Annotated in this window: 18 protein-coding genes and 1 pseudogene; 2 read left to right on the plus strand and 17 right to left on the minus strand. The window is 47.3% G+C overall.

Translation table 11 applies throughout. From position 1 onward, the window contains the following. Position 1: 1 nt before the first annotated feature. The 8 genes from BC351_RS11365 to BC351_RS11395 all read right to left on the minus strand — a co-directional run bounded on the left by BC351_RS11365 (position 2) and on the right by BC351_RS11395 (position 7,270). Complete coding sequence (locus tag BC351_RS11365; RefSeq protein ID WP_079411917.1) at positions 2-1,597, minus strand: ABC transporter substrate-binding protein; 1,596 nt, start codon at positions 1,595-1,597, stop codon at positions 2-4. Between the two features lie 83 nt (positions 1,598-1,680). After that, complete coding sequence (locus BC351_RS11370; RefSeq protein WP_144028354.1) at positions 1,681-3,009, minus strand: LLM class flavin-dependent oxidoreductase; 1,329 nt, start codon at positions 3,007-3,009, stop codon at positions 1,681-1,683. Between the two features lie 60 nt (positions 3,010-3,069). After that, entirely contained in the window at positions 3,070-4,404 is a 1,335-nt protein-coding gene (locus tag BC351_RS11375) for an LLM class flavin-dependent oxidoreductase (protein WP_079411922.1), read from the minus strand. Positions 4,405-4,605: 201 nt separating this feature from the next. Continuing rightward, positions 4,606-5,481 carry a LysR family transcriptional regulator gene (locus BC351_RS11380; protein ID WP_079411924.1) on the minus strand — a complete coding sequence of 292 codons (876 nt, stop codon included), beginning with the start codon at positions 5,479-5,481 and terminating at the stop codon, positions 4,606-4,608. Between the two features lie 31 nt (positions 5,482-5,512). Further along, positions 5,513-5,806, minus strand: a complete 294-nt coding sequence (locus BC351_RS11385) for an HPr family phosphocarrier protein (protein ID WP_079411926.1) — start codon at positions 5,804-5,806, stop codon at positions 5,513-5,515. Positions 5,807-5,932: 126 nt separating this feature from the next. Continuing rightward, complete coding sequence (locus tag BC351_RS11390; RefSeq protein WP_079411929.1) at positions 5,933-6,148, minus strand: hypothetical protein; 216 nt, start codon at positions 6,146-6,148, stop codon at positions 5,933-5,935. 19 nt (positions 6,149-6,167) lie between these two features. After that, positions 6,168-6,332: a hypothetical protein gene (locus tag BC351_RS42190; RefSeq protein WP_158082053.1), complete on the minus strand. Its 165-nt coding sequence runs from the start codon at positions 6,330-6,332 to the stop codon at positions 6,168-6,170. A 578-nt stretch (positions 6,333-6,910) separates the two neighbouring features. After that, positions 6,911-7,270, minus strand: a complete 360-nt coding sequence (locus BC351_RS11395; protein ID WP_244208961.1) for an ABC transporter permease subunit — start codon at positions 7,268-7,270, stop codon at positions 6,911-6,913. A gap of 185 nt (positions 7,271-7,455) precedes the next feature. Here BC351_RS11395 and BC351_RS11400 point away from each other — a divergent pair, with 185 nt between their 5' ends. After that, entirely contained in the window at positions 7,456-7,650 is a 195-nt protein-coding gene (locus tag BC351_RS11400) for a hypothetical protein (RefSeq protein ID WP_079411931.1), read from the plus strand. A 104-nt stretch (positions 7,651-7,754) separates the two neighbouring features. Here the strand turns inward: BC351_RS11400 and BC351_RS44300 are convergent, their stop codons facing one another. The 9 genes and pseudogenes from BC351_RS44300 to fucU all read right to left on the minus strand — a co-directional run bounded on the left by BC351_RS44300 (position 7,755) and on the right by fucU (position 24,063). After that, entirely contained in the window at positions 7,755-9,092 is a 1,338-nt protein-coding gene (locus tag BC351_RS44300; RefSeq protein ID WP_425270915.1) for a hypothetical protein, read from the minus strand. Between the two features lie 224 nt (positions 9,093-9,316). Next, the gene (locus BC351_RS11410; protein ID WP_079411936.1) at positions 9,317-11,089 is read right to left on the minus strand and encodes a sensor histidine kinase; all 1,773 of its coding nucleotides are present in this window, start codon (positions 11,087-11,089) and stop codon (positions 9,317-9,319) included. Positions 11,090-11,239: 150 nt separating this feature from the next. Further along, positions 11,240-12,121, minus strand: coding sequence for a carbohydrate ABC transporter permease (locus BC351_RS11415; protein ID WP_079411939.1), 882 nt, complete (start codon positions 12,119-12,121; stop codon positions 11,240-11,242). Then, positions 12,118-13,029: a carbohydrate ABC transporter permease gene (locus tag BC351_RS11420; RefSeq protein WP_244208962.1), complete on the minus strand. Its 912-nt coding sequence runs from the start codon at positions 13,027-13,029 to the stop codon at positions 12,118-12,120. Before BC351_RS11420 ends, BC351_RS11415 begins: the two co-directional genes overlap by 4 nt. Positions 13,030-13,093: 64 nt before the next feature. Beyond that, a complete protein-coding gene (locus BC351_RS11425) occupies positions 13,094-14,518 on the minus strand; it encodes an ABC transporter substrate-binding protein (RefSeq protein ID WP_079411941.1) in 1,425 nt (474 codons plus the stop codon). A gap of 111 nt (positions 14,519-14,629) precedes the next feature. Further along, positions 14,630-15,952 (minus strand): response regulator, encoded by a 1,323-nt coding sequence (locus tag BC351_RS11430; RefSeq protein WP_079411944.1) that lies wholly within the window; start codon positions 15,950-15,952, stop codon positions 14,630-14,632. A 175-nt stretch (positions 15,953-16,127) separates the two neighbouring features. Continuing rightward, on the minus strand, positions 16,128-22,667 hold the full coding sequence (locus tag BC351_RS11435; RefSeq protein ID WP_079411947.1) for an S-layer homology domain-containing protein: 6,540 nt from the start codon (positions 22,665-22,667) through the stop codon (positions 16,128-16,130). Positions 22,668-22,859: 192 nt separating this feature from the next. After that, a pseudogene (locus BC351_RS11440) lies at positions 22,860-23,545 on the minus strand (hypothetical protein); the annotation flags it as partial. 92 nt (positions 23,546-23,637) lie between these two features. Beyond that, positions 23,638-24,063: an L-fucose mutarotase gene (gene fucU, locus BC351_RS11445; protein ID WP_079411949.1), complete on the minus strand. Its 426-nt coding sequence runs from the start codon at positions 24,061-24,063 to the stop codon at positions 23,638-23,640. A 124-nt stretch (positions 24,064-24,187) separates the two neighbouring features. Between fucU and BC351_RS11450 the strand changes: the two genes are divergently transcribed. Next, positions 24,188-25,204, plus strand: coding sequence for a LacI family DNA-binding transcriptional regulator (locus BC351_RS11450; protein WP_079411952.1), 1,017 nt, complete (start codon positions 24,188-24,190; stop codon positions 25,202-25,204).

The raw sequence follows: 25,204 nt of genomic DNA on the forward strand, positions 1-25,204 counted from the left end.
ATTATTTTTGGATAAACGCATCGTTGAAGAGCGGATAGCCGAGAGGATCGAATTTCAATCCTTTCACCGTTTTGGATGCGGCTACCGTATACGGGAACACATAGATTGGAATGATGACCGCTTGATCAATAATCGATTTCTGAACTTGCTTATACAGCTCCACACGTTTCTTGTCGTCATTCTCGATTGCCCCTTGCTCCAACCATTTATCCACCTGCGGATCAGCTAGACCAGGCAAGCTAGGTCGAGCTTTCGGATCGCTTGTATGATAGAACGCATACAGCGCATTCGGATCTGAGTTGACCTGGCTGTTGCCATAAATATCATACTCGCCTTTGGTATACACCACGTTCGCGGTATCCTTCGTAATCTCAACCTCGACAACAACGCCAATCGGCTTCAATTGCTGCTGTATCATCACGGCAATATCATTGCGCTTCTCCCTATTCGGCGAGCCGTCTACATAATGAAGGGTTAGCTTTTTGCCGTCTTTGACGCGGACACCGTCCGCCCCCTTCACCCAGCCAAGCTCGTCAAACAATTTATTCGCCTTGGCGGCATCCGGCTTAATTCCGTTCTCTAAGGAAGCATCATAACCGACAACGCCCGGAGACAACGGCGACCAAGCGCGAGCATAAGTGCCTAAGTACAATGTTTTGACAATCGCATCCACATCAATACCCGCTTGCAGCGCTTGTCTGGCTTTCACATCGCCCCAAGGCGCTTTACGCTGATTAATAAATAAGGTGTAGGGTAATCCCGTCGTATTCACTTGGAGCACTTGCAGGCTTGCATCGGATTTCAATGATACAACGTTCTGTGGCGGCACAGTCTCACCGGCAAGCACTTGTTTGCTCTGCACACTGCCGATTCGTGTGGCTTCTTCTGGAACAATACTGAACGTAATTTGATCCAGATAGGATTTCCCTTTGTTCTCCACCAATTCAGGCGCCCATGCATAATCTGGATTGCGTTTCACTTGAATCGTTGCGTTTTCTTCCCATTTCACGAAAGTAAAAGGTCCTGACCCCACCGGATTTTTGCCAAACTGATCCCCCGACTTCTTGGCAGACGTTGGTGATACAATTCCCAGCAGGGCTTGGCTTAAATTACCGAGAAATGCCCGGGAAGGTGTTTCCAGATTTATTTTTATCGTATAATCATCGATGATTTCCGACGATTTGTAGGGCTTGATCAGAGCCACCGAATTCGCTGCTTTGGTTGCCGGATCCAAAATGCGATCATAGCTGAATTTCACCGCCTCCGCATTAAACGGTGTTCCGTCATGGAATTTCACATCTTTGCGCAGCTTGAACGTATAGCTCAGTCCATCAGGAGCCACCGTCCATTCGGTTGCAAGCCAAGGTTTAATCGAACCGTCTGGCAGTTGTACAACTAAACTGTCATAGATCGTGCGAAGTACGCGAACCGCTACAGCAAGACCGCTGCGATGCGGATCTAGTGTATCCGGCGATGTCGCCAGCGCAAAAGTAAGCTCTCCGCCTGCAACAGCCGCTTGCTTCGTATCAGACTTCGATGATGATGAAGCATCTGCGCTTTCTTTATTCGCTGAACCGCACCCGGTTAATCCAATCATCAACGCTAAGGCCAAAGTGCTTAACCTAACCAATCTCTTCACTTTCCTCAAAATAGAACACTCCCCTATATATCTATATCCGTTTAGTTGTTAACGGTCTCTTTGGCATACCGGTTCACCGGAATGGCTATCCCCAAGTTCCCTCGCAGCGTATCCGCTTCATACTCCGTCCGATAAATGCCGCGTTCTTGGAGAATGGGAACGACCAAATTCACGAAATCATCCAACGCTTTGGGAATCGTTGTACGAATAACGAAGCCGTCTGCCGCTTCTTCCCTGAACCATGCTTCCACCAAATCGGCAATCGCCTCCGGCGTTCCATGGAAATCCCCTCGTGGCGTTGCCGCTCTAAGCGCTGCTTGACGCAGCGTCAAGTTAAGCTCCTTCGCTTCCGCTTTTATTCGATCCGTTGTGGCGCGAAAGCTGTTTGTCCCTAAATCACCTAATTCCGGAAAAGCCTCATCCAGCGGATATTGCGAGAAATCGTGATGCTCGAAGTAGCGACCCAAGTAATCCAGTGCGCTCTCGATCGTTACCAGATCCGCAACTTCTTGATACTTGCGTTCTGCTTCTTCCTGCGTTCGGCCAATAACCGGATTAATGCCCGGCAAGATAAGGATTTGCTCGGGATTGCGGCCATACGCCGCTGCTCTGCGCTTAATATCTTGATAGAACAGCTTTGCTTCCTCGATAGTTTCATGCGCCGTATATACGGCTTCGGCGGTTCGGGCCGCCAAATCCCTGCCGGATTCAGAAGAACCCGCTTGGAATACAACGGGATGCCCCTGTCTTGAACGACCGATATTCAAAGGGCCTTGAATCGAGAAAAATCGGCCTTTGTGGTTCAAGGTATGCAGTTTATCGGGATCAAAGAAAACACCGGATTCTTTATCCCTTACAAAAGCATCATCTTCCCAAGAATCCCATAACCCTTTGACAACTTGAACATACTCATCTGCGATCTGATAACGCAAGGCATGGCTTGGATGTTCGCCTTTGCCGAAATTGTTGGCTGATCCCTCCAGAGGTGATGTCACGACATTCCATCCGGCACGTCCACCGCTGATATGGTCCAACGATGAGAACTGCCTGGCAACCGTGAACGGCTCGCTGTAAGATGTCGATAAAGTAGCGACTAAACCGATTTGCGAAGTCACCGCACCCAACGCCGAAAGAATCGTAAGCGGTTCGAAGCGATTTAAGAAGTGTGGATTTGATTTCTCATTGATATATAAGCCATCTGCGATGAAAACAAAATCCAATTTGCCTGACTCTGCTTTCAGCGCTTGCTGCTTGTAATAATCCAGATTAACACTTGCATCATTAGCAACTTCGGGATGTCTCCACAGTGACATGCTATTCCCGACACCGCTTATATTAGCTCCAAGCTTTAATTTTCTTTGTAGTGTCACACGATTTCCCCCTTCACATTCACAACAACACATATAAGTTAAGTCGGAATTGCAAGCGCATTAATGAGTTACTTTTTCTTTCACATAGCGATTTGTAGGGAAAGGCAGACCCAAATTTCCGCGCAGCGTATCCGCTTCATACTCCGTCCGATAAATGCCGCGTTCTTGCAGAATCGGAATTACGAAATCAACGAAATCATTCAGCCCGTTTGGAACTCCTGAACCTACGATAAATCCATCCGCTGCGCCACTTTCATACCAAGCTTGAAGTCGATCGGCAATTTGCACAGGTGTACCGATAAAAAGCGGACGCGGCGTTGCCGCTTGCAGCGCAACCTGACGCAAGGTAAGTCCCTGTTCTTTGGCATTTTGCTTGATGCGGTCCGTTGTGCTTTGGAAGCTGTTTTTGCCTAGCTCTCCTAATTCAGGGAATGGGGCATCCAACTCATATTGTGTAAAATCATGATGCTCGAAATAACGTCCGAGATAAGCCAATGCTTCCTCAATCGTCACCAAATTGGCGACTTCCTGATATTTACGCTCCGCTTCTTCTTCGGTCGCCCCAATAATAGGACCGATGCCCGGCATCACCACGATTTCATCCGAATTTCGTCCGAAACCCGCCGCCCTGCCTTTTACATCCGCATAAAAGCGCTTGGCATCGTCCACCGTCGGTTGTCCAGTGAAAATGGCATCCGCTTCTTTGGCCGCCAGGTTTTTACCGTCCTCGGATGATCCCGCTTGGAAAATAACCGGTCTGCCTTGCTTGGATCTTCCGATATTGAGCGGACCCTGCACAGAGAAGAAATCACCTTTATGATCCAAACGGTGCAGCTTCTGCGGGTCAAAGAATTGGCCTGATTGTTTATCTCTTACAAACGCATCATCTTCCCAGGAATCCCATAACCCCTTCGTCACTTGCAGATATTCGGAAGCAATGCGATAGCGCTTAGGATGATCCGGATGTTCTTCAAGCTTCTTATTGTAGTTCAATGCGGACCCCTCAAGCGGGGATGTCACAACATTCCAGCCTGCTCGGCCGCTGCTGATATGATCCAGCGATGAGAACTGTCTCGAAACCGTGAAGGGTTCGCTGTACGAAGTGGACAATGTGCCGACAAGACCAATTTTGGAGGTTACAGCCGCCAACGCTGATAAAATCGTAATGGGTTCAAACCGATTCAAGAAATGAGGAATTGATTTCTCATTAATGTACAGCCCATCTGCGATGAACAATAAATCAAATTTTCCTTCCTCTGCTTTCTGAGCTTGCTGTTTGTAATACTTAAAGTTCACACTGGCATCAACAATCGCGTCAGGGTGCTTCCAAGATGACATATTCCCACCAACACCATGAATAATGGCGCCGAGCTTCAGTTGTTTTCTTGTGGACATTGAGATTCCTCCTTAGATGAAAACGAATAATTAGAGCGTCTCTTTCAACGAACAACCAGTTCTTTGATTTAATTAATTATAATTCCAATTGGTTTTGTCGGTATTAATACTTTACTAATGTATCACCGTGCCCTAGTGCGGTCAATTTGGAATTAGGATGTTCTATTGATGGATAGAATTGTTCTATACAGCACTAGTTTTCTAGATAATTTGTTTCAGCGCGTCTACGCAAAGCGGTGAGAAATCCATCGAAGAATCCTTTAGTGAAATCAAATTTGTACGAAGGGACAAGCCTCCGAGTGCGGGAACATGGATCGGTACCAGCACCCCTTCCTTCACTTCTTTTCGCGCGCACAGTTCCGGCAAGAAAGAAATTCCCATCCCTTTGGCAACCAGCTTCTTCGCAGTTTCCAGATTATCGATGTGATAATCGATATTCGGCGGATGGTTGAGCGTAGCGAACAGTCGATGAATTTTCATCCAATCCAAAGATCCGCATTCGAAAAAAACGAGCGCCTCCCTGCTTACGTCTTCAATCGTGATCTGTTCTTTCTCCACAAAAGGATGACCTTGATGGACGAAAAGCCGAATCGGATCTTCATAGAACCCTGTGCAGTCAATGTACGGATGAGTCACATTGCGAACAAAACCGATATCTATTTCTTTATTAAGCAGCTTCTCCAGAATAACTTCCGTTGGCGCTGTCGTTAATTTAATTTGCAAATTACGATACTTTTTCTTAATAATCGGAAGAATATCAGGGATGACATAATTAGACACAGACACCGTACTTCCAATTCTCAGTTCATTGGGGGCTGCGCTCAAATTAAGCAGCTGCTGCTTCCCTTTCTTGTAGGTCTGAAGAATTTGCTGGGCATATGGCAAGAATTGTTTCCCTTTCTCGGTAATCGAGAAATTCCTGCCTTCCCGTTCGAACAGCAGCGTATTCAGCTCCCGCTCCAACGATTGAATGCGAGCCGTCACCGATGGCTGAGATAAGAACAAGGCATCTGCTGCCTTGTTGAAACTATTGAAATGGATAACATAGACGAATGCTTCAATGTTTTCGATATTCATACCTAATAAACTTCCTCTCTGACTTATGCGGCTACAAACTGCGGGAAAACACCTCGGGTCTTAGATATTCACCACCTTGCAAATAAATCGACACCTGATCGAAAGCTTCCTGTGCATCTGCGCCGTCTACCTGCAATACAATAGAAGACTGTGCACCTAGGGAGAGGCTCAAGGAAACGATCCCCAACAGCCCTTTTGCATTAAGCATTTTACCTTGAGCTCCGACATAAATTTGGCAGGAATACCGATTCGCGATGTTCACAAAATCCAGAACGCGATCAAGCGTCCATGGCTGGTTCATCGCAAAAGTCCACTCGATTCTCATCCAAATACCTCCTTAGTTAGCATGCTGATGAAACGAAAAAGAGGCACATCTCATCCTGCTTAGGATCATGCACCTCCAGTTGACTGGTTTGGTAGATGGTATAATTCAACGGTTTCACCGTCTGGCTCAAAAAATAGGAATCCGAAATTTATCGCCTTCATCGGAATACAGAAGCGCTTCGGAGCTGAATAAATCAATTTGCAGCGGTGGATTATGAATCGCTCCCAACGTAATTTTGTTATGCTTTAGAGCGGACAACAAGGATGGGATCAGCTTGAGATCAGTGCCGATCAAATTCACGACAACTGGAACATCATTATAAGAAATATTTGTACGATTCATTTCCGCTACCACCTTTGGATTAATATTTTTTATTCGCGTGTGCGAGCGATTGGATCTGAGATCCCGCTGCCGAGCCATGTATGTTAGAGGAAAGCTTCAGCTTCGTGAATGTATGTTCAAGCGTCAAATCGGATATCGTTGTTTGTTTATTAATAAGCTTAATGGAATCCAACAACAGTCCCATTGATTACACCTCCGTTTTAACTTTGAATAAAAAAAGCATGGATTAAGCATCCACGCTTCCGGTTTTCCGGTCAGAATTAGATTTCGTTAAATTCCAATATGTTTACTTGGTATTAATAATGTATTTGAATTGTAGCATTCACGCCCAATATTTGTCAACGCTATCTCCAAGAAAAATTGTACCGCAGTTAAACACTGAGATAGTCCAACCGTTTAAGTTCATGCTTGCAGCGGAATAAAGCCACTATGGACGGGGGCTGGGGGGGCGGAGCTGGGACTTGCAGAGCAGAGCCTTGCCGAGATGCGGCGTCTGCGATCAGGAGAGATTGAGAAAACCTGCAAATGTGCATCTTTTTGTTCCAAAAACGGCTAGTTTTTGTGAATGCCTGCAAAAGTACATCCTTTTGCGCGTTATTTCAGATTTCAGCGTGGTAAGGCCTGAAATTCCTGCATTTTTGCAGGTTTTCCTCCCTTTCAGCCAATTCACATGAAAAATGCCTGCATTATCGCAGGCTTTACTCATGCTGAACGTTGAGGCGCCTCGTTCGTTGACGAATTAACGGGGAATCCCCGTCCCCATTAATTTGCTATCCTTTCAACGACCCTGCCATTACTCCCGCGACAAAATATCGCTGCAGAAACAAGAACATCACAACCATCGGCGCAGCGGTAAGAACAACACCAGTCAACAGCATCGGATCGGTGAGTGACATACTCGCCGCGGAACTGCAGCATAGCCAGTGACAGTTTCAGCTTCCATTTGCTATTAATGAGCAGCATCGGAATTAAAAGATCATTCCACACCATCACGAACAAGAATGTGGCGGTCTCCGCCAAGGATGGTGTGGACAAAGGCAGCGCAATGCGCGAATACACCCTCCATTCGTTAGCCCCATCTATGCTTCCTGCTTCCAAGATTTCTGCGCTTAACACTTGCATGAAACCCTTCAGCATGAAAACGGACAAAGGCATCAGCATTGCATCGACAGCAATGCAGAAAAGCGAATAAACCAAACTAATTTGTCATAGTCAAAAATAGACATTTTCTATCATTTTACACCTCTACCAAAATGTTGCGATTGATGATAGTTTAAGAGATACACCAAAGCGAGGGAGAGATCAGAATGAGAACGATCTACGAGAACTACCGAGGTTTCAAAATTAGCAAACAGGATAGCACATATAACGCCATACAAGCTGACGGCATTGTCTTTAGCCGGTGGCAGCTGAGCCAGGTCCTGGACACGGTTGACAATTATGTAGAGGTGTCGGAAAACATCCTCAGTGAGGGTGCGGATACCGAGTTTCCCCTGAACTAAAGAAATGCAAGGCACATGGACGGTGAAACAAGGGATTGGCGCTGCGAAAGACTGCGAAAAGGAACTCAGGTCCCTTATTTCCTGAAAAACGAGCGATTTCCCGCTCAAAGGGAACTCAGATCCCTTATTTCATCGTATATGCTTGTTTTAAACGATAATGACATGAAATAAGGTACTGTAGTTCCGTTTCGCAGCAGAATGCCGCAGTTTTGGAGAAATAGCGGATCGTAGTTCCGTTTCGAGGCTGGCTGGGTGCTTGGAGGTATGGAATGTTGAATGTAGAGTATAGCGTGTGGCTTGTAGCTTGTAGCGTGTGGCGTGTGGCGTGTGGCGTGTGGAGTATAGCGTGTGGCATGTGGCTTGTAGCTTGTAGCTTGTAGCTTGTGACTTGTAGCGTGTGGCGTGTAGCGTGTGGCGTGTAGCTTGTGTTGTAGCTTGTGGCGTGTAGCTTGTAGCTTGTAGCTTGTGGCTTGTGGCTTGTGGCTTGTAGCTTGTAGCGTGTAGCTTGAAGCTTGTGGCTTGTGGCTTGTGGCTTGTGGCTTGTGGCTTGTGGCTTGTGGCGTGTGGCGTGTGGCGTGTAGCTTGTAGCTTGTGGCTTGTGGCGTATAGCGTGTGGCGTGTGGCGTGTAGCTTGTAGCGTGTAGCTTGTGACGTGTAGCTTGTGGCGTGTGGCGTGTGGCGTGTAGAGTGTGGCTTGTAGCTTGTAGCTTGTAGCTTGTAGCATGTAGCATGTAGCATGTGGCATGTAGCATGTAGCTTGTGGCTTGTGGCTTGTGGCTTGTGGCTTGTAGCTTGTGGCGTGTAGCTTGTGGCGTGTGGAGTATAGCTTGTGGCGTATGGTGTGTAGCTTGTGGCGTGTAGCTTGTAGCTTGTGGCGTGTAGCTTGTGGCTTGTGGCTTGTGGCGTGTAGCTTGTGGCTTGTGGCTTGTGGCTTGTAGCTTGTAGCTTGTAGCTTGTGGCTTGTGGCTTGTGGCTTGTGGCTTGTGACTTGTAGCTTGTAGCTTGTAGCTTGTGGCGTGTAGCTTGTAGCTTGTGGCGTGTAGCGTGTGACGTGTAGCGTGTAGCGTGTAGCGTGTAGCTTGTGGCATGTAGCATGTGACTTGTGGCGTGTAGCTTGTGGCTTGTGGCTTGTAGCTTGTGGCGTGTTGCGTGTTGCGTGTGGCTTGTAGCTTGTAGCTTGTAGCGTGTGCCGTGTAGCTTGTGGCTTGTGGCTTGTGGCTTGTGGCTTGTAGCTTGTAGCTTGTAGCGTGTGCGTTGTAGCTTGTAGCGTGTGGCCGTGTGGCGTGTAGCTTGTGCCGTGTAGCTTGTGGCGTGTGGAGTATAGCGTGTGGCATGTAGCATGTAGCGTGTGGCTTGTAGCGTGTGAAGGTGCAGAACTGTAAACGTGTGGGCGGCCAACTTAGGTGTATCAGAGGTAGCAAGCAGTGCTCGCTACTCAACATGCTGGTTACAGCTGGATGTATAGCTAGTAGGATGAAGCGTCAACAATTCGACTCCGATTACAGCACGCAACATCCACCAGCCAAACCAATTAAACATGCCAAAGAGCCTTAATCCCACACAATGTGAGAATAAGGGTTCACTGGCTCCTTTGTATTTGTGCTTTAGGCACCCCCAGTTGCCGGAGTGCCTACCGGACCAAATGGCAGCGTCCCTCATAGAAGGACTACTTCAATTCATTCTCATCCGTAATCGCCGGAAGCTCGATCCAAGCTCGCACCCCTTGGCCTTCGCGATGACTGTAATGCAGGCCATAGCTTTCCCCGAAGTGCAGCTGAATCCGCTTCTGAACATTAATAATGCCGAAGCCGCGGCTGCTTTCCTTCCCTTTCAGAATCGCATTCAACAAGTCGATATTCGCCTGCCGATATCCATTATCTTCCACGCTAATCATGACTTTATCCTCAAGCTTGCGTACGGAAATCCACAATTCACCGTCATGACTCATGTTTTTGATGCCATGCAGAATCGCATTTTCAATGACTGGTTGTAATATCACCTTGGGAATAAGGAAATGCTTCGCTTCCTCTTCCATATCCCAATGCACTTGAAAGGCATATTCGTAGCGGAACAGCTGCAAGCGAACGTAAGCCTCCGCATGGTTAATCTCCTCCATCACCGGAATCAACAGCTTGCCTTTGCTAAGCCCGATCCGCATGATGAGGGACAAATCTTTGATCATTTCCGCAGATTCATTAGCGCCTTCCATCAAGGTATGCCAATAGACTGACTCCAGCGTGTTATACAGCAGATGGGGATTAATTTGCGTATGCAGGATCGAAAGCTCAATTTCCTTATGCTTCAGCTCCAGCTCATATTGATCATAGATCGTTTGATTCAAACGATCCGTCATGCGGATGAATTGATTGTTCAGCAGCACGATTTCATTTTTGCTATCCGAGTGAAGTGAAATGGCAAGCGGTCTGCCAGGGTGATACGAATTCGTGATTCGGGCTAGACGTGAGATCGGTTTAAGAATGGATTGGATAAAATACATACTAGCCAAAATCAAAATAAGGAAATAAATAAGCATAATCCAGTCCACTAAGCGCTGCACACTGATATGATCAATAATGATGGACTGCACCGGGACGCGCATGAGCAGCTTCGTAGTCGTACTTTCACTGGTGTGAAGCACGCACATGTATTCATGACCGTCCTCTTTTAACTTATACACACCTTCGACTTTGCCTGTGGGAACATACACCTTGGCACCGATTTGAAATTTCTCTGTATTCGTCGCCAAAACCACATTGTCTTGGTTCAGCATCATCACTTCACCGTCCGCATAGCGGTCAAAGGGTGTAAAATCCATTTGCAGCGGCGTCTCAATGCCGGATACAACCAAATACCCAATCACGGTCTCACCGTTATAGATGCTGTTTAATTGCCGAAGATAGGCGACCGTTTGCAAATTGTAGGGATTATAACCAAATTTATCAATAACGCTGATGATGCCTTTGCCCTTGGCTTGGCTCACTTCTTTGTACCAAGATAGCGCATTCATATCCGTTGAATAGAAGATTCCGTTGTTCAAAAGATCCGAATTCGGCACGAAGGAGTACATCTTATCTTTATCCGAGAAAAATAAGGAATAGCGCACCGCATTCGTCGAATAGTTGCTTAAGTATTTATCCAAAGCTTTGAATATTTCAAAACGCTCATACTCCGATGAGGTTGAAATGCTGGCCAGCTGTTGAATTTCCTGGGAGATCATGATCTTCTCTGTTTTTTCCTCAAAATCGTTCGTTTCCCGGTCCAGCGTCAAGTGACTCCCCTGTACAAGCTGCAGAAGGGCATTGCCTACTTGCTCTTCCGTAATGGACTCCAATTTCTTAGCGACCAGCAGATCCAAAACCAAAATCGGGATGACGACGAATATGATGAGCAGCACGATCAACTTTTTCATCAAATTCATATTGCGCAGCCTTTTTAGCATGTCGGCATTCCTTCCTCTCCTACCCGTCACCTTAGATCAAACTTCATTCATTGCTTTCTCTCTCTATGTAGCTTCGATGCTGCGGGAACAAACTCCTTTACGCAAAAGAAAACGCCGTCAGAATAAACATTCTGAGGGGCGTTCTTTTCGTTACCCTTTCACTCCGGAAACGGATAAACCGCGGATAATAAACTTTTGGAAAATAAGGAAAAAGACAATCGGCGGTGCCATCGCCATCGTCAGAATGGCGAACCTCACACTCCATGGGATGACAGAAGTTGAGTAGATCACGTATCGGTAAATACCCGTAGCCAGAGGGTACATTTCCTTCTCTGTCATAACGATGCTGGACCAATAGAATTCGTTCCAGGTTGTCGAGAAAGTTAGCATTAACAAGGTCCCGATGATCGGCATCGAAAGCGGAACTGCAATGCGGATGAAGGAGCTGAATTCGCTGGCCCCATCAATTCGTGCGGCTTCCAGAATTTCCTTGTGAATGCCATCGAAGAAGTTTTTCAGCAGCAGCATGAAATAGGCATTGGCCGCAGCCGGCAGCCAGAAAGCCCAATACGTGTTAATCATCCCTAAGCTTTGTAAATTCAGAAAGTTAGGTACGATATACGTCGCTGGCGGAATCAGCAAGGTTGAGAAGAAGAATAGCGTAACCACCCGCTTGAAAGGAACTCTTAGATGAGACAGCGCATATGCAGCCAAACCAATCAGCAGCAGCGAGCAAACAACATTTCCGACATAGATGAAAACCGTATTCTTCAAAAAGGTTAATAGCGGCAGGTCGAACCCGCTCCATGCATCTTTATAGTTTGTCCAAATCCAGTTTTTCGGGAAAAACGTCGGCGGAAAAGCGAAAAACTCTTCACGCGTTTTGAGCGATCCAAAAAAGGTGTTGAAAAAAGGATACAACGTCGTAATCGCAATCACGATCATGACCAAAACCATAAGGGTATAGCCGAATTTCACAGAACCCTTTTTCATGTCATAACCCGAAATAATGCCTCGCTCTGCTGGCTTCATGCCTTCCCCCCCCTACGTTGCATCAAGTTGTAAATAATGGATAACAGGATCAAGAAGAAGAACATTAAGCTCCCCATTGCGCTCGCCTTGCCGAAATCAAGATCACGGAACGCTGTATGGTTCATCCATAACAGATACGTCAGCGTCGCATTGTTAGGCCCGCCGTCGGTCATCGACAGCTGCGCTTGGAAACTTTGTGAGGTTGTGATCACCTGCAGCAGAAGCAAGAGCAGCATCAGCGTCTTAATACTTGGCAATGTAATGTGACGGATACGCTGCCAGACGCTTGCACCGTCGATTTCGGCAGCTTCATACACGTCTCTTGGAATTCCCACAACGGCTGCAATGTAGATGAGTGTTGCCGAACCAAAGTTTTGCCACGTTTCTAACAATACAATGGAAATCATCGCCATCTTCGGGCTGAAGAACTCTACTTTGGGAATGCCCAAGGTTTGAAACAGACTATTGATCGGACCTACAGCATCAAAGAACCACTGCCACATTCCATAAAGCACAATTGCCGGAACCGCACTAGGCAAATAACCGATAATACGGGCAGCGCCTTGAAACCATTTTAATTCAGAAATAATAATTGCAATCAGAGGCGGTATCCAGAAACCGAGTACAATACCTAAACCCATATAATACAAGGTGTTTTTTATCGAAGTGAATAATAAACTGTCTTTAAAAATACTCAGGTAGTTATTAAGTCCAATAAAATGATTGCCATCCACGAAATCAATATTGTAAAAACTGTAGAAGATTCCTTTGAAAATGGGTACCCATAAAAAGATGATAAATAAAATAATTTCCGGCAGGATGAACAATGTTCCCCACAAATACCAATTCATTTTCTTTTTGACAGCACGCTCGGCTGTGATTGGCCGTACATTCAGCTCTGTATCCATCCTGAACACTCCTTATAAAATCGGACCTAAACCGTGAAACGGCTTAGATCCGATGTTCCCGTCCCTATTCGACCTTTACTTTATCAAACACTTCGGTTTGTACTTTGTTCGACGCTTCTTCCAACGTCTTTTTCAGATCAACGTCTTTGGTTGTGAACACTTTCTGAATCACATTAGCCAGCTCTGTGTAATATTTTTGCGCTTCATATTGAGCTTCCGGCTTGCCGTCCCAAAGGCTGATCAGTTGTGGATCATATTTGAAAACATTATCGTATTTCGCTAGTAAATCTGTATATTTTTTACCGAAATCGGAAGAATCCTTCCAGTAGTTGATCGGTTGCGGAATGTAAACGCGATTTTTGCCTTTGCGATCTTCGATTTCTTTTTTCGTGGAATTCAAGAAATCGTCTGTGAAGTACTCATCTGTAATCCATTTGAAAGCCACTTGCTGTTGATCTTTGTCGCTTTTCGGATTGATTACACGGTAGTTGCCGCCCAGAACGCCTGTATGCTTACCGCCTTTGCTAATGGAAGGCATTGGATAAACAACGAGATCTTCTTTGCTGATACCGCCTTCATTAATCGCCGTATCTGCGGCATTTCCGCTTCCGCACATTACCATCGCACCGCGACCTTGGGAGAATGCATTCAAAGCATCGCCATAGCCAAGTGCCCAGTTCTGCGGAATCAAGTTCTCATCTTTCAGCTTTTTATAGAATTCAAGCGCTTTCAAGCCTGCGTCAGAGTTGAACAGCCCAACGACTTTACCATTATCAAGCTTTTGTACATCTCCGCCAGCAGCATAAAGGAAATTCGTCCAGTTCCAACCGGCTTCCGGACCTTTGCCCATCGGAATGAAGCCTGCGATCCCTTTGGCCGGATCATTGATTTTTCTAGCTGCCGTCAACAGATCATCCCAAGTCCAATCCATTGGAGGAAGATCTACGCCTTTTTCCTTAAACAGCTTTTTATTCAACGTAATGGTCATTACATAACCATCGATTGGCACACCATAGGTTTTCCCGTTAACGACAAACGGCTTGGAAAGCAGATCATTCATATCCTTGGCATGTTCCCAGCCATTAATGGAATCGGTAATGTCAGCAACCCACTTCTTATCAACGAGAACTTTTCCTTCTGTTGCATAAGTCGTATATTCCGTTGGCGCACTGTTCGATGCCATTTTGATTCCGATTTCCAGCGGGTTGTACTGCCAATCGTCCTTCTTGAAATCAACATTCGGGAATTTCGCTTTGAAGCGGGCAATACGCTGATCCAACTGATCATTTTTTTCCTTTTGGTCAGGTTTGAAGCCTTGCGCCGTAATTGTCACCTTTTTGGCTGCAGCCGGTGCCGTTGTCGCTGTACTGCCTGTAGTTGCCGCCGAGGTAGGCGCTGCTGTGCTCGTTGTTGTCGTACCGGTGCCACACCCTGCTAATAGGACCGTCAGTGCAATGGCACCAAGTGCGGAAGCATTCTTCTTTCTCATGTGTAGTTCCCCTTTCAATCGTTTCATCATATGTTTTGCTGCTACAATTTAGATTATAAAGGGAATATATGGGGCCGACGATGTGTCGTATTACGCTAATCGTGTCACATGTTACGATCCCGTTTGTTTAATCTCAGATATATTCATCCCGAAATGTTTCTTGAAAATTTTACTGAAATGCTCTGGAGATTCATAGCCGATTTCCTCTGAAATTTCGTATCTGCGCTTATCCGTCGTAAGGATCAACTGCCTTCCTTTCTCCATGCGAAGCTGCGTGACATAGTCCCAGATGTTGATGCCCATCACTTTTTTGAACAAATAACTCAAATAATTAGGGCTTAAATGCACCGCATCTGCGATATCTTGAAGCTTCAAGCCTTTGTCGCAGAAATGTCCTTCAATATAGGTTTTCGTCTCAAATACAATGCGATTATTAGCCTCATCCACTTGCGTATGGGTTAAATTTTGTTCATTCGTTGTTTTGCCGATATCATCAATGTAGAACATGTAGTGACCTTTATGCGTCTCGCTCCACGTCAAGCTCTCTATGGCTTCTTGATAAATAACAGGCCACTGCGTGACGCCTTCGCGTATGCGGCTAATTCCGATCTGGCATTTCACGTTGACGTATTTCTGCAAATTCGTATGAATCATCTGAGCAACCATGAGCAGTTGGTTAATGCTTTGAGTGCCACGATTCTCCTCTTCCGGTATTTGCAGCAGCAGCGAGAAGGTTGAATTATGGGTATTGAACACGAGATGGCACCATTGATTAGCCGTCTCTTCAATGATATTGAGCGCCGCATATTTCAGCAAGCTGCGGTCTTTCAAGGTCGCAATGGCCTGATCATGAATCCCGCCCCGGTCCAGAGCCAGCTTAATAACGAGCATGCTGTAGAAGGTTCCCGTCATGCGATTGCCAAGCTTCTCCATAATGTCCGGCACCTCAGACTCATGCAGCGTAGCCGTCACAAGCTCATTCAAATAATAGTTCAGCTCAAGCGTCGTATGCTCAGGAAGTCCTCGGTAGCCCTCCCATTCGGAGAAATGCTGCTGCTTCTCTTCCTTCTCCTGCAACAGCTTCGTGGCAACGGAGATGAGATGAGGCGGTGTGATCGGCTTCACCAAATACTCCTTCGCTCCGAAACGGATCGCTTTCTGGGCATATTCGAATTCGCCATGGGCGGATAAAATGACAATAGGAATCGTCGGATCTTCCATAAAAATATTTTCAATGAGCTCGATCCCGTTCATTTTTTCCATTTGGATATCGGTAAATACGAGATCAATTTTCTCCAAATGTATAAAATCTAAGGCTTCAAACCCGTTATATGCGATGAACACCTCAGCGATGTCCAGCTTCGACTGTTTCAATATGGACGCAACACCTTTGCAAATCATCGGTTCGTCGTCTACTACCAGAATATTAACCATAGGTCCACCTCGTCATTCTTATATGCATCATTACTATTTTAGTGTACAACGATGGATGTGGATAGGTATTTTATTACGGTAATCATGTCCGATATACGGGAAAACAAAGAAGAGCTGTCTGCTCCGTCCGTGAAGACAGAGAGACAGCTCCTTGCCAGTGACGCATGAAATCCGGTTAATTCATGAGATGCATGCTTTGCAGCAGTCGATGCAAAATAACGGTTGATTCGGCGCGCGTCGCGAGTGCTTGAGGCTCCAAGGTTGAGGCACTTTTCCCTTGGATAATGCCGCTAGACACCACTTGTGCGAAAGCATCTTGAGCCCAGCTGCTGATTGAAGCAGCATCTGTGTAGACAGCTAGCCGTCCTGAAGACACCGCCCCGGAAGTTGGCCGAAGCTTCCCGGCGCGTACAACCATCAATGCCATTTCTTCTCTTGTCACGGTTTGATTGGGCTTGAATGACTGATCCTCATATCCGTTAATGAGTGCATACTCAGCAGCCGTCTGGATATTGCTGTAATACCAGTCCTTCGAGCTGACATCACGGAAGTCCGTTTTAACCGACTCTCCTGCGGAAAGCCCCAGAGCACGCACTAACAAGGCCGCAAACTCAGCTCTGGTCACGCTCTGATCAGGTGCAAACGAAGATGATGTTTGACCGTTAACGATATGCTTCGCTGCAAGCAGCTCGATATCTTTCCTAGCCCAATGACCTGTCAGATCACCAAAAGACCGGGCATGTTGAATAATTGTATAGATGGAATTGCCCGTACTGTGGATAGCGGCCTCCGTCTGCCCATTCACGGCCTTGAATTCAGCCGGGACGTATTGGAATTCGCCTGTTTCGGGATGATAAATGGCTGCCGATGCTGTATTCGCATCAATCACCCGATCGAGCGTAATGGTACGCGTCACGTAGATACGGCCAAACTGCTTTAAAGTGATCGTTCGATCGCCATTTACTAAGCTAAGCTCAAAGCGGATCGGATACCCCACCAGCTCATTATCCTGCTTGCCGGCTGCTTGCTTGATTGCAGCAAGGTCTGTCTCGTTCACTTTCTCGATCTTCACTTTCAACCTGCTCTGCGATGGATCAAGGAGTTTGGCTTCTGGGCTCAGCAATGAAGTAATATCCGCTGGAAGCTCATAGGTTGCATTCAAGTGCTGAAGAGATACATGAGCGTCAGGAAGAGCAGAGTAAAGCTTCAATAACGCTGCAAGTGAGATCTCAAACTCCACAGCTTCGCTCGTTGAACCGCTGCTGATCGTAACCGTTTGCTGCTTGTCAGCGATTGCATCCGTAAACCATTTATCTGCAACTGAAATGCGAGTTGGATTTGGTATTGTAGCAAAACCTCCTCCCCCTCCTCCTGAACCACCGCTGGAGACGGGAGGAATCGTCGGCTGATCGGGATGAATGCTCGAGAAGCCGCGCCCTGACTCAACGACTGTCAAATTCGACCCCGCGCTAGTCGCCACATCTTGAATACGTGCTTGACGAATAATCACATTGTCTACATTCACAGAGCCCGTTATCGTACTAGCCACTTCGAAACCATTCGTACCCGCTCCGTCAATGACATTATTCTTGAATGCAACTTTGCTTACAGGGGAAGTGCCTTGAATGGAAATACCCTGGTACGTATTATCCAGCATAATATTATCTTGGATAAGGACATCGCTGTCGATTGCTTTCGTATCCGCATAGACCCATATCGCGCCGAAATTCGCATGAAGCCCTGCATCGCGACTGCCTGTGCGAATGAGGGTATTGCGTTCTACACGTGTTGTTCCTCTAAACGGAGTCAGCGGGCTAAAGCGCGTCGATACCGCAATACCGCCTCCCAATCCGATCGTATCCTGCAAAATGTTGTCCTGCATCTTGTTGTCTTTGCCGCCAAACACAACCATATTATTGGACAGCCATGGCAGCTGAACCGTGTCGAAACGGAACGTATTATTATCGGTATAATCGTCAGGGTAAGCCCCTTTGATCACCGTGGACCACATCGCAAGTCCATCATCGCCGGCATAACGCACATGAGACTGCTCCACCATGCTGTTCTTGGTATTCGTGCTGAAGTTAATGCCGTCAGCCATGAGATTGCGCATTCTTAAGCCGCCAACATAGAATTCATTCGTAAAGTTATCGCTGTTCAGCCCATAACTCAGCTGCGGTCTTGCGATCCACATCCCTGTTTTGGTATGTTCAATCCACACCTGCTGAACAGTCGAGCCCGTTCCAAACGCACCCTCGAAAGCATTCGTGTGAGCATCATCCTTGCGCACATTGAGCTCTCCGTCAATAGCCAGATCATAGACGCCGATATGGCTGCCATTCGCAAAGAACTTGGCGCCTTTGAGCGTCGTATGCCACATGCCCGCGCCACGAATGGTCACATCATCCAAGATGAACAACTTGGTCGTATCTTCCTCGCCGTCTTTCTTATCATCGGCAATGAAGCCGTTGTTATTGGCAAGTTCGAACACGCCTGCCGGAATCCAGACTCCTTTGTGTTGTAACTTGGCTGCCGCAATAGCAGCCTTCAAAGCTTGCGAGTCATCCAAGCCATCACCCGCAACAGCACCAAAATCGCTAATGGAGAGGAAGCCGCTTGGCTGTGAATATGCTTCAGGCGCTTGCTCCATTTCAACGAAATCAATTACGTAGGAACTCGCGTCATTGCCGCTGTCCTTTTGGAGCTTGATGGTTGCGCCGGCTTCCACATTTCCAATCAACGTATGAATTTCATCGAAGAAGCGGTGGGCGCTTCCTTGACCAGGCTCATTAGACCAAGGGTAATTGCCATATTCCCAAGCGTATTTGGACGTTAAATCAAGATCCTTCACCTTGACATCATTGACATACAGCCCCAGTTTAGCTTCAAGACCCTTCCCATCAGCACTGTCTGGAATGGAGTAGCGCAGCACGAGTGCATTGGCCTTCTTCGCCAACTGGAATTGCACGTACTGGCCGGTTTGGTCAAGCTTCACTGCTTGCCTGCCGGATGCTTCAGCGGCCAAATCTCTGTAAATACGCGAAGGCCCGATAAGCTGGCCGTTCGTCTGTCCGTGCTCTGCTTCATAGGTCGTATACGTTTCAATCGCTCCACGATATGCTTTATTCACGGAATCATGAACCGTCAAACGATCAATCGCAACCATCCCGCTATCACCCGCCAAATGTTCAAAAGACACCGAGTTATAGCCTGCACGCAGTGGGAGGGTGACCTCCTTTTCTTGCCAGCCAGCGCCAGCTTCGAAGGTCAACTGGCTTAAACCTAGTCCATTAACCAATAAACTTAATGTTTGATTAGTTGTACTAGTGTTCAAATAACGCACAGCCGCTTGATATGACGCCGCTTCTTGCGCATTGACTGCGATAATGGCTCTGGCGCCAACCGCCGAAAATTGGTCAAGATAACCTGATCCTGTAAAAGAACTGCTGCTAGCAGCTACTTGAACACCGCCGCCAACGAAAGCATTTTCAGCTTCATAAATGGCATCACCGCGAACAGGTTCAAACGTCCACTCAGCTACAGCTTGTTTAGCGTCAACAACTCCCTGTTTGACAGATGATCCATCGCTAAATACGATTTGCGGTACTGCCGCTGAGCTTATCAGCTTGTAGCCTAGGAAATCATCAATCATCCACTGGCTGTTGAGCTGATTCCGATCAGAACCGGTGCCAATAGCTCCGTCTGCCGTTTGCGGAGCTTGCAGCCAATGATCTGACGCACGATTCTTGATTAACTTATGTCCGTTGTAATCCTGAACAATCCATTGCGCGCTTGGCGCATTATTCGGCAAAGCCGCTGTGGACACTTGCCCATTAACTTCCTGGATAGCTTCCTTCGTAGCTTTATTAATCAGTTGAATGTAGCCTGTGTCTTCTATAATCGGTGTTCCTGTATCGGTATAGCGCTGTTCCGTGAGGTCTGGCTTAACCTGTGGCAGAACAACCTCCTCAAAAGTCCATTGCAGCTTCTTCTCGTTGCCGCCTGCACTGCGTGCGTACAATCCCCGCTCTGGGTAGCCCGCGCTGTTGACGACATTTAAGTACTCATCATCGAAGTCTGCCTGATGGCTGCGAATCCAGTATTTCCCGGCACCTGCGATATCCTCAATAACCCATTGAGACGATTGAAGATCCGGCGCTTGGGAAGAAGAAATGAATTCATACGCGGAACTTGTCAACATATAATGGCCTGTTGCCGCATTTTTGAATCGCTGAACACCATTGTCCGCTTCGATAATCCAATGGGAATAACCATCATTCGCAGCCGGCGAGCCGTACATCACGATACCTCTGCTGTTTTCATACAAATACTGTCCGTTGTCTACATTCTTAATCCGTTTCTGGCCGTTTGGCACATTAGGAGGCAGTGTAACGATTTCCATAGCAAATAAGGCGCTGTCATCATTGCCTTTCAATTTGCTTACCTTGAAATCTTGCTGGCTCACATCTGCGTACATATAGTGAGCTTGCGTCCAGCCGCTCTTCAGCATCACATAACCCGGAATGCTTGCATTGTCTATACTCCAGTTGGCACTCTTCCAGTTCGCATCTATCGTTGAATACGTAATCAACGAATCTGGCGGCGAATCCTGCTCAATATGAGGAACAACATTTTCCAACGTAACACCGGATCCGCTTTGGGCATTAATCAGATACTTGTAGTTGGCATCATTTTGAGACGTATTCAGGAACCAGAGAGAAGATAGATCACTGTCCGGTTTATCTCCGTATTTGAGCACATGATCTGCATTTTCGTACAAGTAGAGATTGGTTGCTTTATTTTTAAAACGAATAGGCTTAGGCACACCTGCTGTTACCGGAGTGAACCGCCAATTCTTGCTTTGCCATGACGATGGAATTTCGCTGTACTCCGCATACTTAATCAAGTTCTGGACGTTGATAAACTTCTGATGATTAGCATCTGTATTGGCGTCATTAACACTATGAATCTGCTTGGTGTTGCCATTAATCGTTTCAATGACCCATACTGCACTTCTCCAGGAATCCTCAACTGGGGTAACACGCAAGTGGCCGTTAACGGGATTTTCCGTATTGATATAATGACCGGTCGCTCGGTTCTTAATCCGCTTGCGTCCAGCAAACTTCTCGATGACCCATTGTGCGCGCTGATCATCTTCTTTGACATTGCCATATTTCAAATTGTTGTCAGTATCTTCAAACAAGGCTAATGAATTCCATGCATTCGTGATTTGAACGAATTGCTCAACGCCTGCGATCACAGATGGATCTTCGAAAAGCCACTGCGCAGCGTCCGCATCGGGACTCACCAAACTGGACTGAGCAAAACCAAGGTGATTGGAAGTATGGATATAGGCATTTCCATAAACCGTGCTTTGGACGGTGACGTAATCATCATACGTCTTCGAATTTGCAATCGACCATTGACCTGCCGTAGATCCGCTGTTCAAAGATGTGCTTAGCAAAGGAGCTGCGGGCTGGGCCTGATTCGGCTCCGTCATGTAATGGCCCGTACCTACGTTGCGCAGTCTTTTCTTTCCATTGTAATCTTCCACGACCCATTGATACACCGAGGTTGTAACCGTGCCCGAGGCAATGGCGCCATATTTCACAAGGCCATGCTCCTCGTAGAGATACTTATCGCTTACAGCTTCTGAGGTGTAATTGGCGATTCGAACCGGTTTGAGCTCTGACACGAGCTCGATTCTCCACTGCGCATTCGCCCGATCCAGAACGGACCAATTATTCGAGCGCGCCGAAGTATCCTCAAACTGTGTATTCAACACGTAGATTTGACTGCCTGCATCAATTTCATCGGGATCTCCGGGGATACGATCCGTGCCTTTGGCATAGACGTTGCTAAACGTCAACCAGCCATCGGACGTTCCAGCCGCCATGAGCCATTGATTTTTCGTCGTGGCTGCCATGGGCAAACTCTTGATCGGAGCCCATAGCGTGCCTTGCGTGATGTAATGGCCGCTTTGCTGATTCCTTAACCGTACAATTGGTACGCCGCTCCCGCCATCTTGGACATGTTCTATGATCCAATAAGTGCTTATGTCATCCATCGGCAGCTTGGCAAACTTAACTTCACTCGTTAATTTATCCTCGTACAAATATTGTCCTTCTCGGTACAAGTTGGAGATCCGCACAGGAACCTCATCGGACACGGCCTCAAGCTGCCATTGCGGACTGTCGAAAGCCGCATTGATATCGCTGCTCACCTGAGCAAAGCCAAGCTGGTCTTCTTCATGAATAAAGAAGTCCTGCGTGAGATCCGTTACACTCCGAATCGTGATAAAGTTCTCACTGGTCCCGTTCCTGAACTGCCACTGATCTGCAGTCGTGCTGACGGAAACCGCCGCGCTTCGCAAAGCATCTCTTCTAGCAACGCTGCTGCCCATCACGATAAAGTGGCCGGTTGAGCGGTTTTTGATCCGCTTGAAGCCGCTGTTGCCAGGTGCATCCTCGATCACCCAATGAGCGGTTTGATCTGACAAACTCGTAATACCGTAACGAATCACGCCTGCTGCATCCTCGTATAAATAATTGCTCTGCCATTTGTTCTTAATTTTCACAAAAGCTGAGCTACTAGCCCCCTGTGCGCCTGTGCCATTCACCGCAGGGGCATCAGCCGCCAGTGCCGCGCCATTCTGAAAAGGCAGCATAAGCAGAATCGCCATCCAAATAAGAAGCAACCGTTTCCACTTCAACATGACTCTTTAATACCTCCAATGGATAGATAAGATGAGTACCTGTCTTCCAGTATAGGAATGCGCTTTCACTTCAACAATGTGTAATATTATGGAAATCATGTCCAACATTACTTCTTTACGCAAAAACACCCATCCCCATCGTTTTTCGATGGGAACAGGTGTATGGACATCCAGTCTTATTTCATTTGCTGTTAAGGTATGTCCTGTCACGCTTTTCACAGCATCCGGACTCCAGTAGTGTCTTACATCAGCGAAGATTTGCGCTGTATTTGTAAGAGATTGCCAAATAACATAGCAACGCCGTTCAAGCTGTCGTTCTCTGTGGCAACCAGATAAGGGGCCCGCTTGCCGTTCCAATCAAACGAGGTATTCAAAATCGCTTCCATGAAATCTCCGTTAGGGAAGTGATCTGTCCAATGGCGCTGACCTTGGAAGCCGGAAAGGGTCGCGTTATGTCCCAGCGCTTCTTCGCCAAACTGAAGCTCGGCGAGACGCGGATTACCGATCATCAGATCTCTGACGATCAAGGACATTTTCACAACCGTCTCCCAATCCTGGTCTTTCTTGGCTCTCGTCGTTTGAATCTCGGGAGGATTCTTATCTGGTCCCTCAGCGCGCCAACGCCGGACTTCGCGAATTTGTCAGCCGCAGCTGCCGCTTCCGCAACACCACCGATACATGTGTCGGCAATAATACACTCTACAGGTTCACCGTTCGGATATTTCAACGTTTCGCTCAGCATCGCTGCGACAGCCTGTGCCATGTTCATCGTTTGCACTTCAAGAGACTCGCGAACACCTCTTCTTCTGCCGTCAATCGTTGGTCAGAATCCCGATTTTCGGGAAATCTTGCTTCCATCTGTGGTCACTGTTTGCCATATTCATTCATCCTCCTTGGGTTAGGGGGGGCTACTTAAATCCTGCCGATTTCATCAGTACGATTGGCAACAATAGAGTTATCGGTAATTCTTTTAGTTCGAAATGACACCTTTTTTCAAAATGATATTGGCGTACAGCGCCTTCTCGCTAGTCGCTACAATCGCATATGCTTTCTTGGCGCGTTCATAGAAGGCAAACCTTTCGACATATTCAATGGCTGGAGGTGCATGCTTCCCGATGAGTTCTTCGTATACGCCCCAAATCGGAGTTTCTACTTGATCTCCCGGAACGACAGCCATTAGCGCGACAGGCTGTTCACTGTATGTATCGAGGGGATACAAGGATAAAACCGCTTCCAATAATTCCGGAACGCCATGCCCATCACAGCGCAGCAACCGGTTCGTATGACTTGCCGCTGGGAAATTGCCATCCGCTAGGATGATTTCATCCCCATGCCCCATCTCCATTAGCACCTTCAAAAGCTCAGGCGACAGGATCGAAGGAATACCTTTCAGCATATTCAGAACCTCCTTGATTAATATGTGTTATCGATAACTCAAAATTAACAATTTTATGCCTTGCTGTCAATCCTTAATTTCTATACAATAGACAAATAGAAAGACACGAAAAGGTGACGTAACGATGATTACAATCTATGATATCGCTGAAAAAGCCGGCGTCTCGGCCATGACCGTCTCTCGCGTCATTAACCACACAGGACGAATCAGCGAGGCTACACGCAAGCGGGTGCGCAAAGTTATGGAAGATCTCAACTATATTCCAAACTCGATGGCGCGCAGCTTAGTTCTTCAGAAGACGAACATTCTTTCTTTGCTTATTACGGATATTACGAATCCGTTCTATACAACGCTTGCCCGCGGTGCAGAGGATGCGGCGCTGCGCGCGGGGTACCGCTTGCTTTTTGCCAATAGCGACGAGGATTACGCCAAAGAAAAAGGATACGTGGAGATGATTCTTTCCACGCGTGTGGATGGCGTGCTGTTCGCGCCAACCGGCGACCAATCGCTCGAGAATTTGCAGCAGCTCCAGAAGCACCAAATCCCCTTCGTCGTCTTGGATCGGGAAATACCCGAAATCGAGGCGGATCTCGTGCTGGGCGACAGCAAAGAAGGAGCTCGCAAGCTTGTTGATCATCTAATTGGCTTGGGCCATCGCCGCATCGCTTTAATCAATGGTTCGCCGGATGTGTCTACAGCCCGCTTGCGCTATACCGGCTATCGCGAAGCCCATTTGCTAAGCGGCTTGCCTGTCGAGGATTCCTTAGTCGTCCATCTGAATTACCGCGACTTCCATGACGAGACCGCGCTTGATGCGCTGCTGCATCACGAGAATCCACCAACCGCTATCTTCGCGGCCAACAATATGCTGGCTGTAGGCATTATCCAATCGCTGCGCCACCGCGGCCTGCAAGTTCCGGGAGATATTTCGGTTGTTTGCTTTGACGATTTTGGCCCGGTAGACGCCATCACCCCCTTTTTGACAGTGGCCTCCCAACCCGCTTATCAATTTGGCTTGCTGGGCATGCAGCTGCTCATCGACCGGATCGAAGGGGATTCCGCGCAGGAGCATCGCAAGATGATTCTGCCCTCAGAGCTTTTAATTCGCGCATCGACACAACCGCCTAAGGAGAACCGATAA

Origin of the sequence: Paenibacillus ferrarius (assembly GCF_002027705.1) — a bacterium.
Taxonomy (GTDB): Bacteria; Bacillota; Bacilli; order Paenibacillales; family NBRC-103111; genus Paenibacillus_E; species Paenibacillus_E ferrarius.

What these genes read in the sequence shown, in the direction of transcription:
- BC351_RS11365 (WP_079411917.1), bottom strand. Translation starts at nt 1,597, where the DNA reads ATGATTGGATTAACCGGGTGCGGTTCAGCGAATAAAGAAAGCGCAGAT.
- BC351_RS11375 (WP_079411922.1), bottom strand. Translation starts at nt 4,404, where the DNA reads ATGTCCACAAGAAAACAACTGAAGCTCGGCGCCATTATTCATGGTGTT.
- BC351_RS11380 (WP_079411924.1), bottom strand. Translation starts at nt 5,481, where the DNA reads ATGAATATCGAAAACATTGAAGCATTCGTCTATGTTATCCATTTCAAT.
- BC351_RS11385 (WP_079411926.1), bottom strand. Translation starts at nt 5,806, where the DNA reads ATGAGAATCGAGTGGACTTTTGCGATGAACCAGCCATGGACGCTTGAT.
- BC351_RS11390 (WP_079411929.1), bottom strand. Translation starts at nt 6,148, where the DNA reads ATGAATCGTACAAATATTTCTTATAATGATGTTCCAGTTGTCGTGAAT.
- BC351_RS42190 (WP_158082053.1), bottom strand. Translation starts at nt 6,332, where the DNA reads ATGGGACTGTTGTTGGATTCCATTAAGCTTATTAATAAACAAACAACG.
- BC351_RS11395 (WP_244208961.1), bottom strand. Translation starts at nt 7,270, where the DNA reads ATGCAAGTGTTAAGCGCAGAAATCTTGGAAGCAGGAAGCATAGATGGG.
- BC351_RS11400 (WP_079411931.1), top strand. Translation starts at nt 7,456, where the DNA reads ATGAGAACGATCTACGAGAACTACCGAGGTTTCAAAATTAGCAAACAG.
- BC351_RS44300 (WP_425270915.1), bottom strand. Translation starts at nt 9,092, where the DNA reads ATGTTGAGTAGCGAGCACTGCTTGCTACCTCTGATACACCTAAGTTGG.
- BC351_RS11410 (WP_079411936.1), bottom strand. Translation starts at nt 11,089, where the DNA reads ATGCTAAAAAGGCTGCGCAATATGAATTTGATGAAAAAGTTGATCGTG.
- BC351_RS11415 (WP_079411939.1), bottom strand. Translation starts at nt 12,121, where the DNA reads ATGAAGCCAGCAGAGCGAGGCATTATTTCGGGTTATGACATGAAAAAG.
- BC351_RS11420 (WP_244208962.1), bottom strand. Translation starts at nt 13,029, where the DNA reads ATGGATACAGAGCTGAATGTACGGCCAATCACAGCCGAGCGTGCTGTC.
- BC351_RS11425 (WP_079411941.1), bottom strand. Translation starts at nt 14,518, where the DNA reads ATGAGAAAGAAGAATGCTTCCGCACTTGGTGCCATTGCACTGACGGTC.
- BC351_RS11430 (WP_079411944.1), bottom strand. Translation starts at nt 15,952, where the DNA reads ATGGTTAATATTCTGGTAGTAGACGACGAACCGATGATTTGCAAAGGT.
- BC351_RS11435 (WP_079411947.1), bottom strand. Translation starts at nt 22,667, where the DNA reads ATGTTGAAGTGGAAACGGTTGCTTCTTATTTGGATGGCGATTCTGCTT.
- fucU (WP_079411949.1), bottom strand. Translation starts at nt 24,063, where the DNA reads ATGCTGAAAGGTATTCCTTCGATCCTGTCGCCTGAGCTTTTGAAGGTG.
- BC351_RS11450 (WP_079411952.1), top strand. Translation starts at nt 24,188, where the DNA reads ATGATTACAATCTATGATATCGCTGAAAAAGCCGGCGTCTCGGCCATG.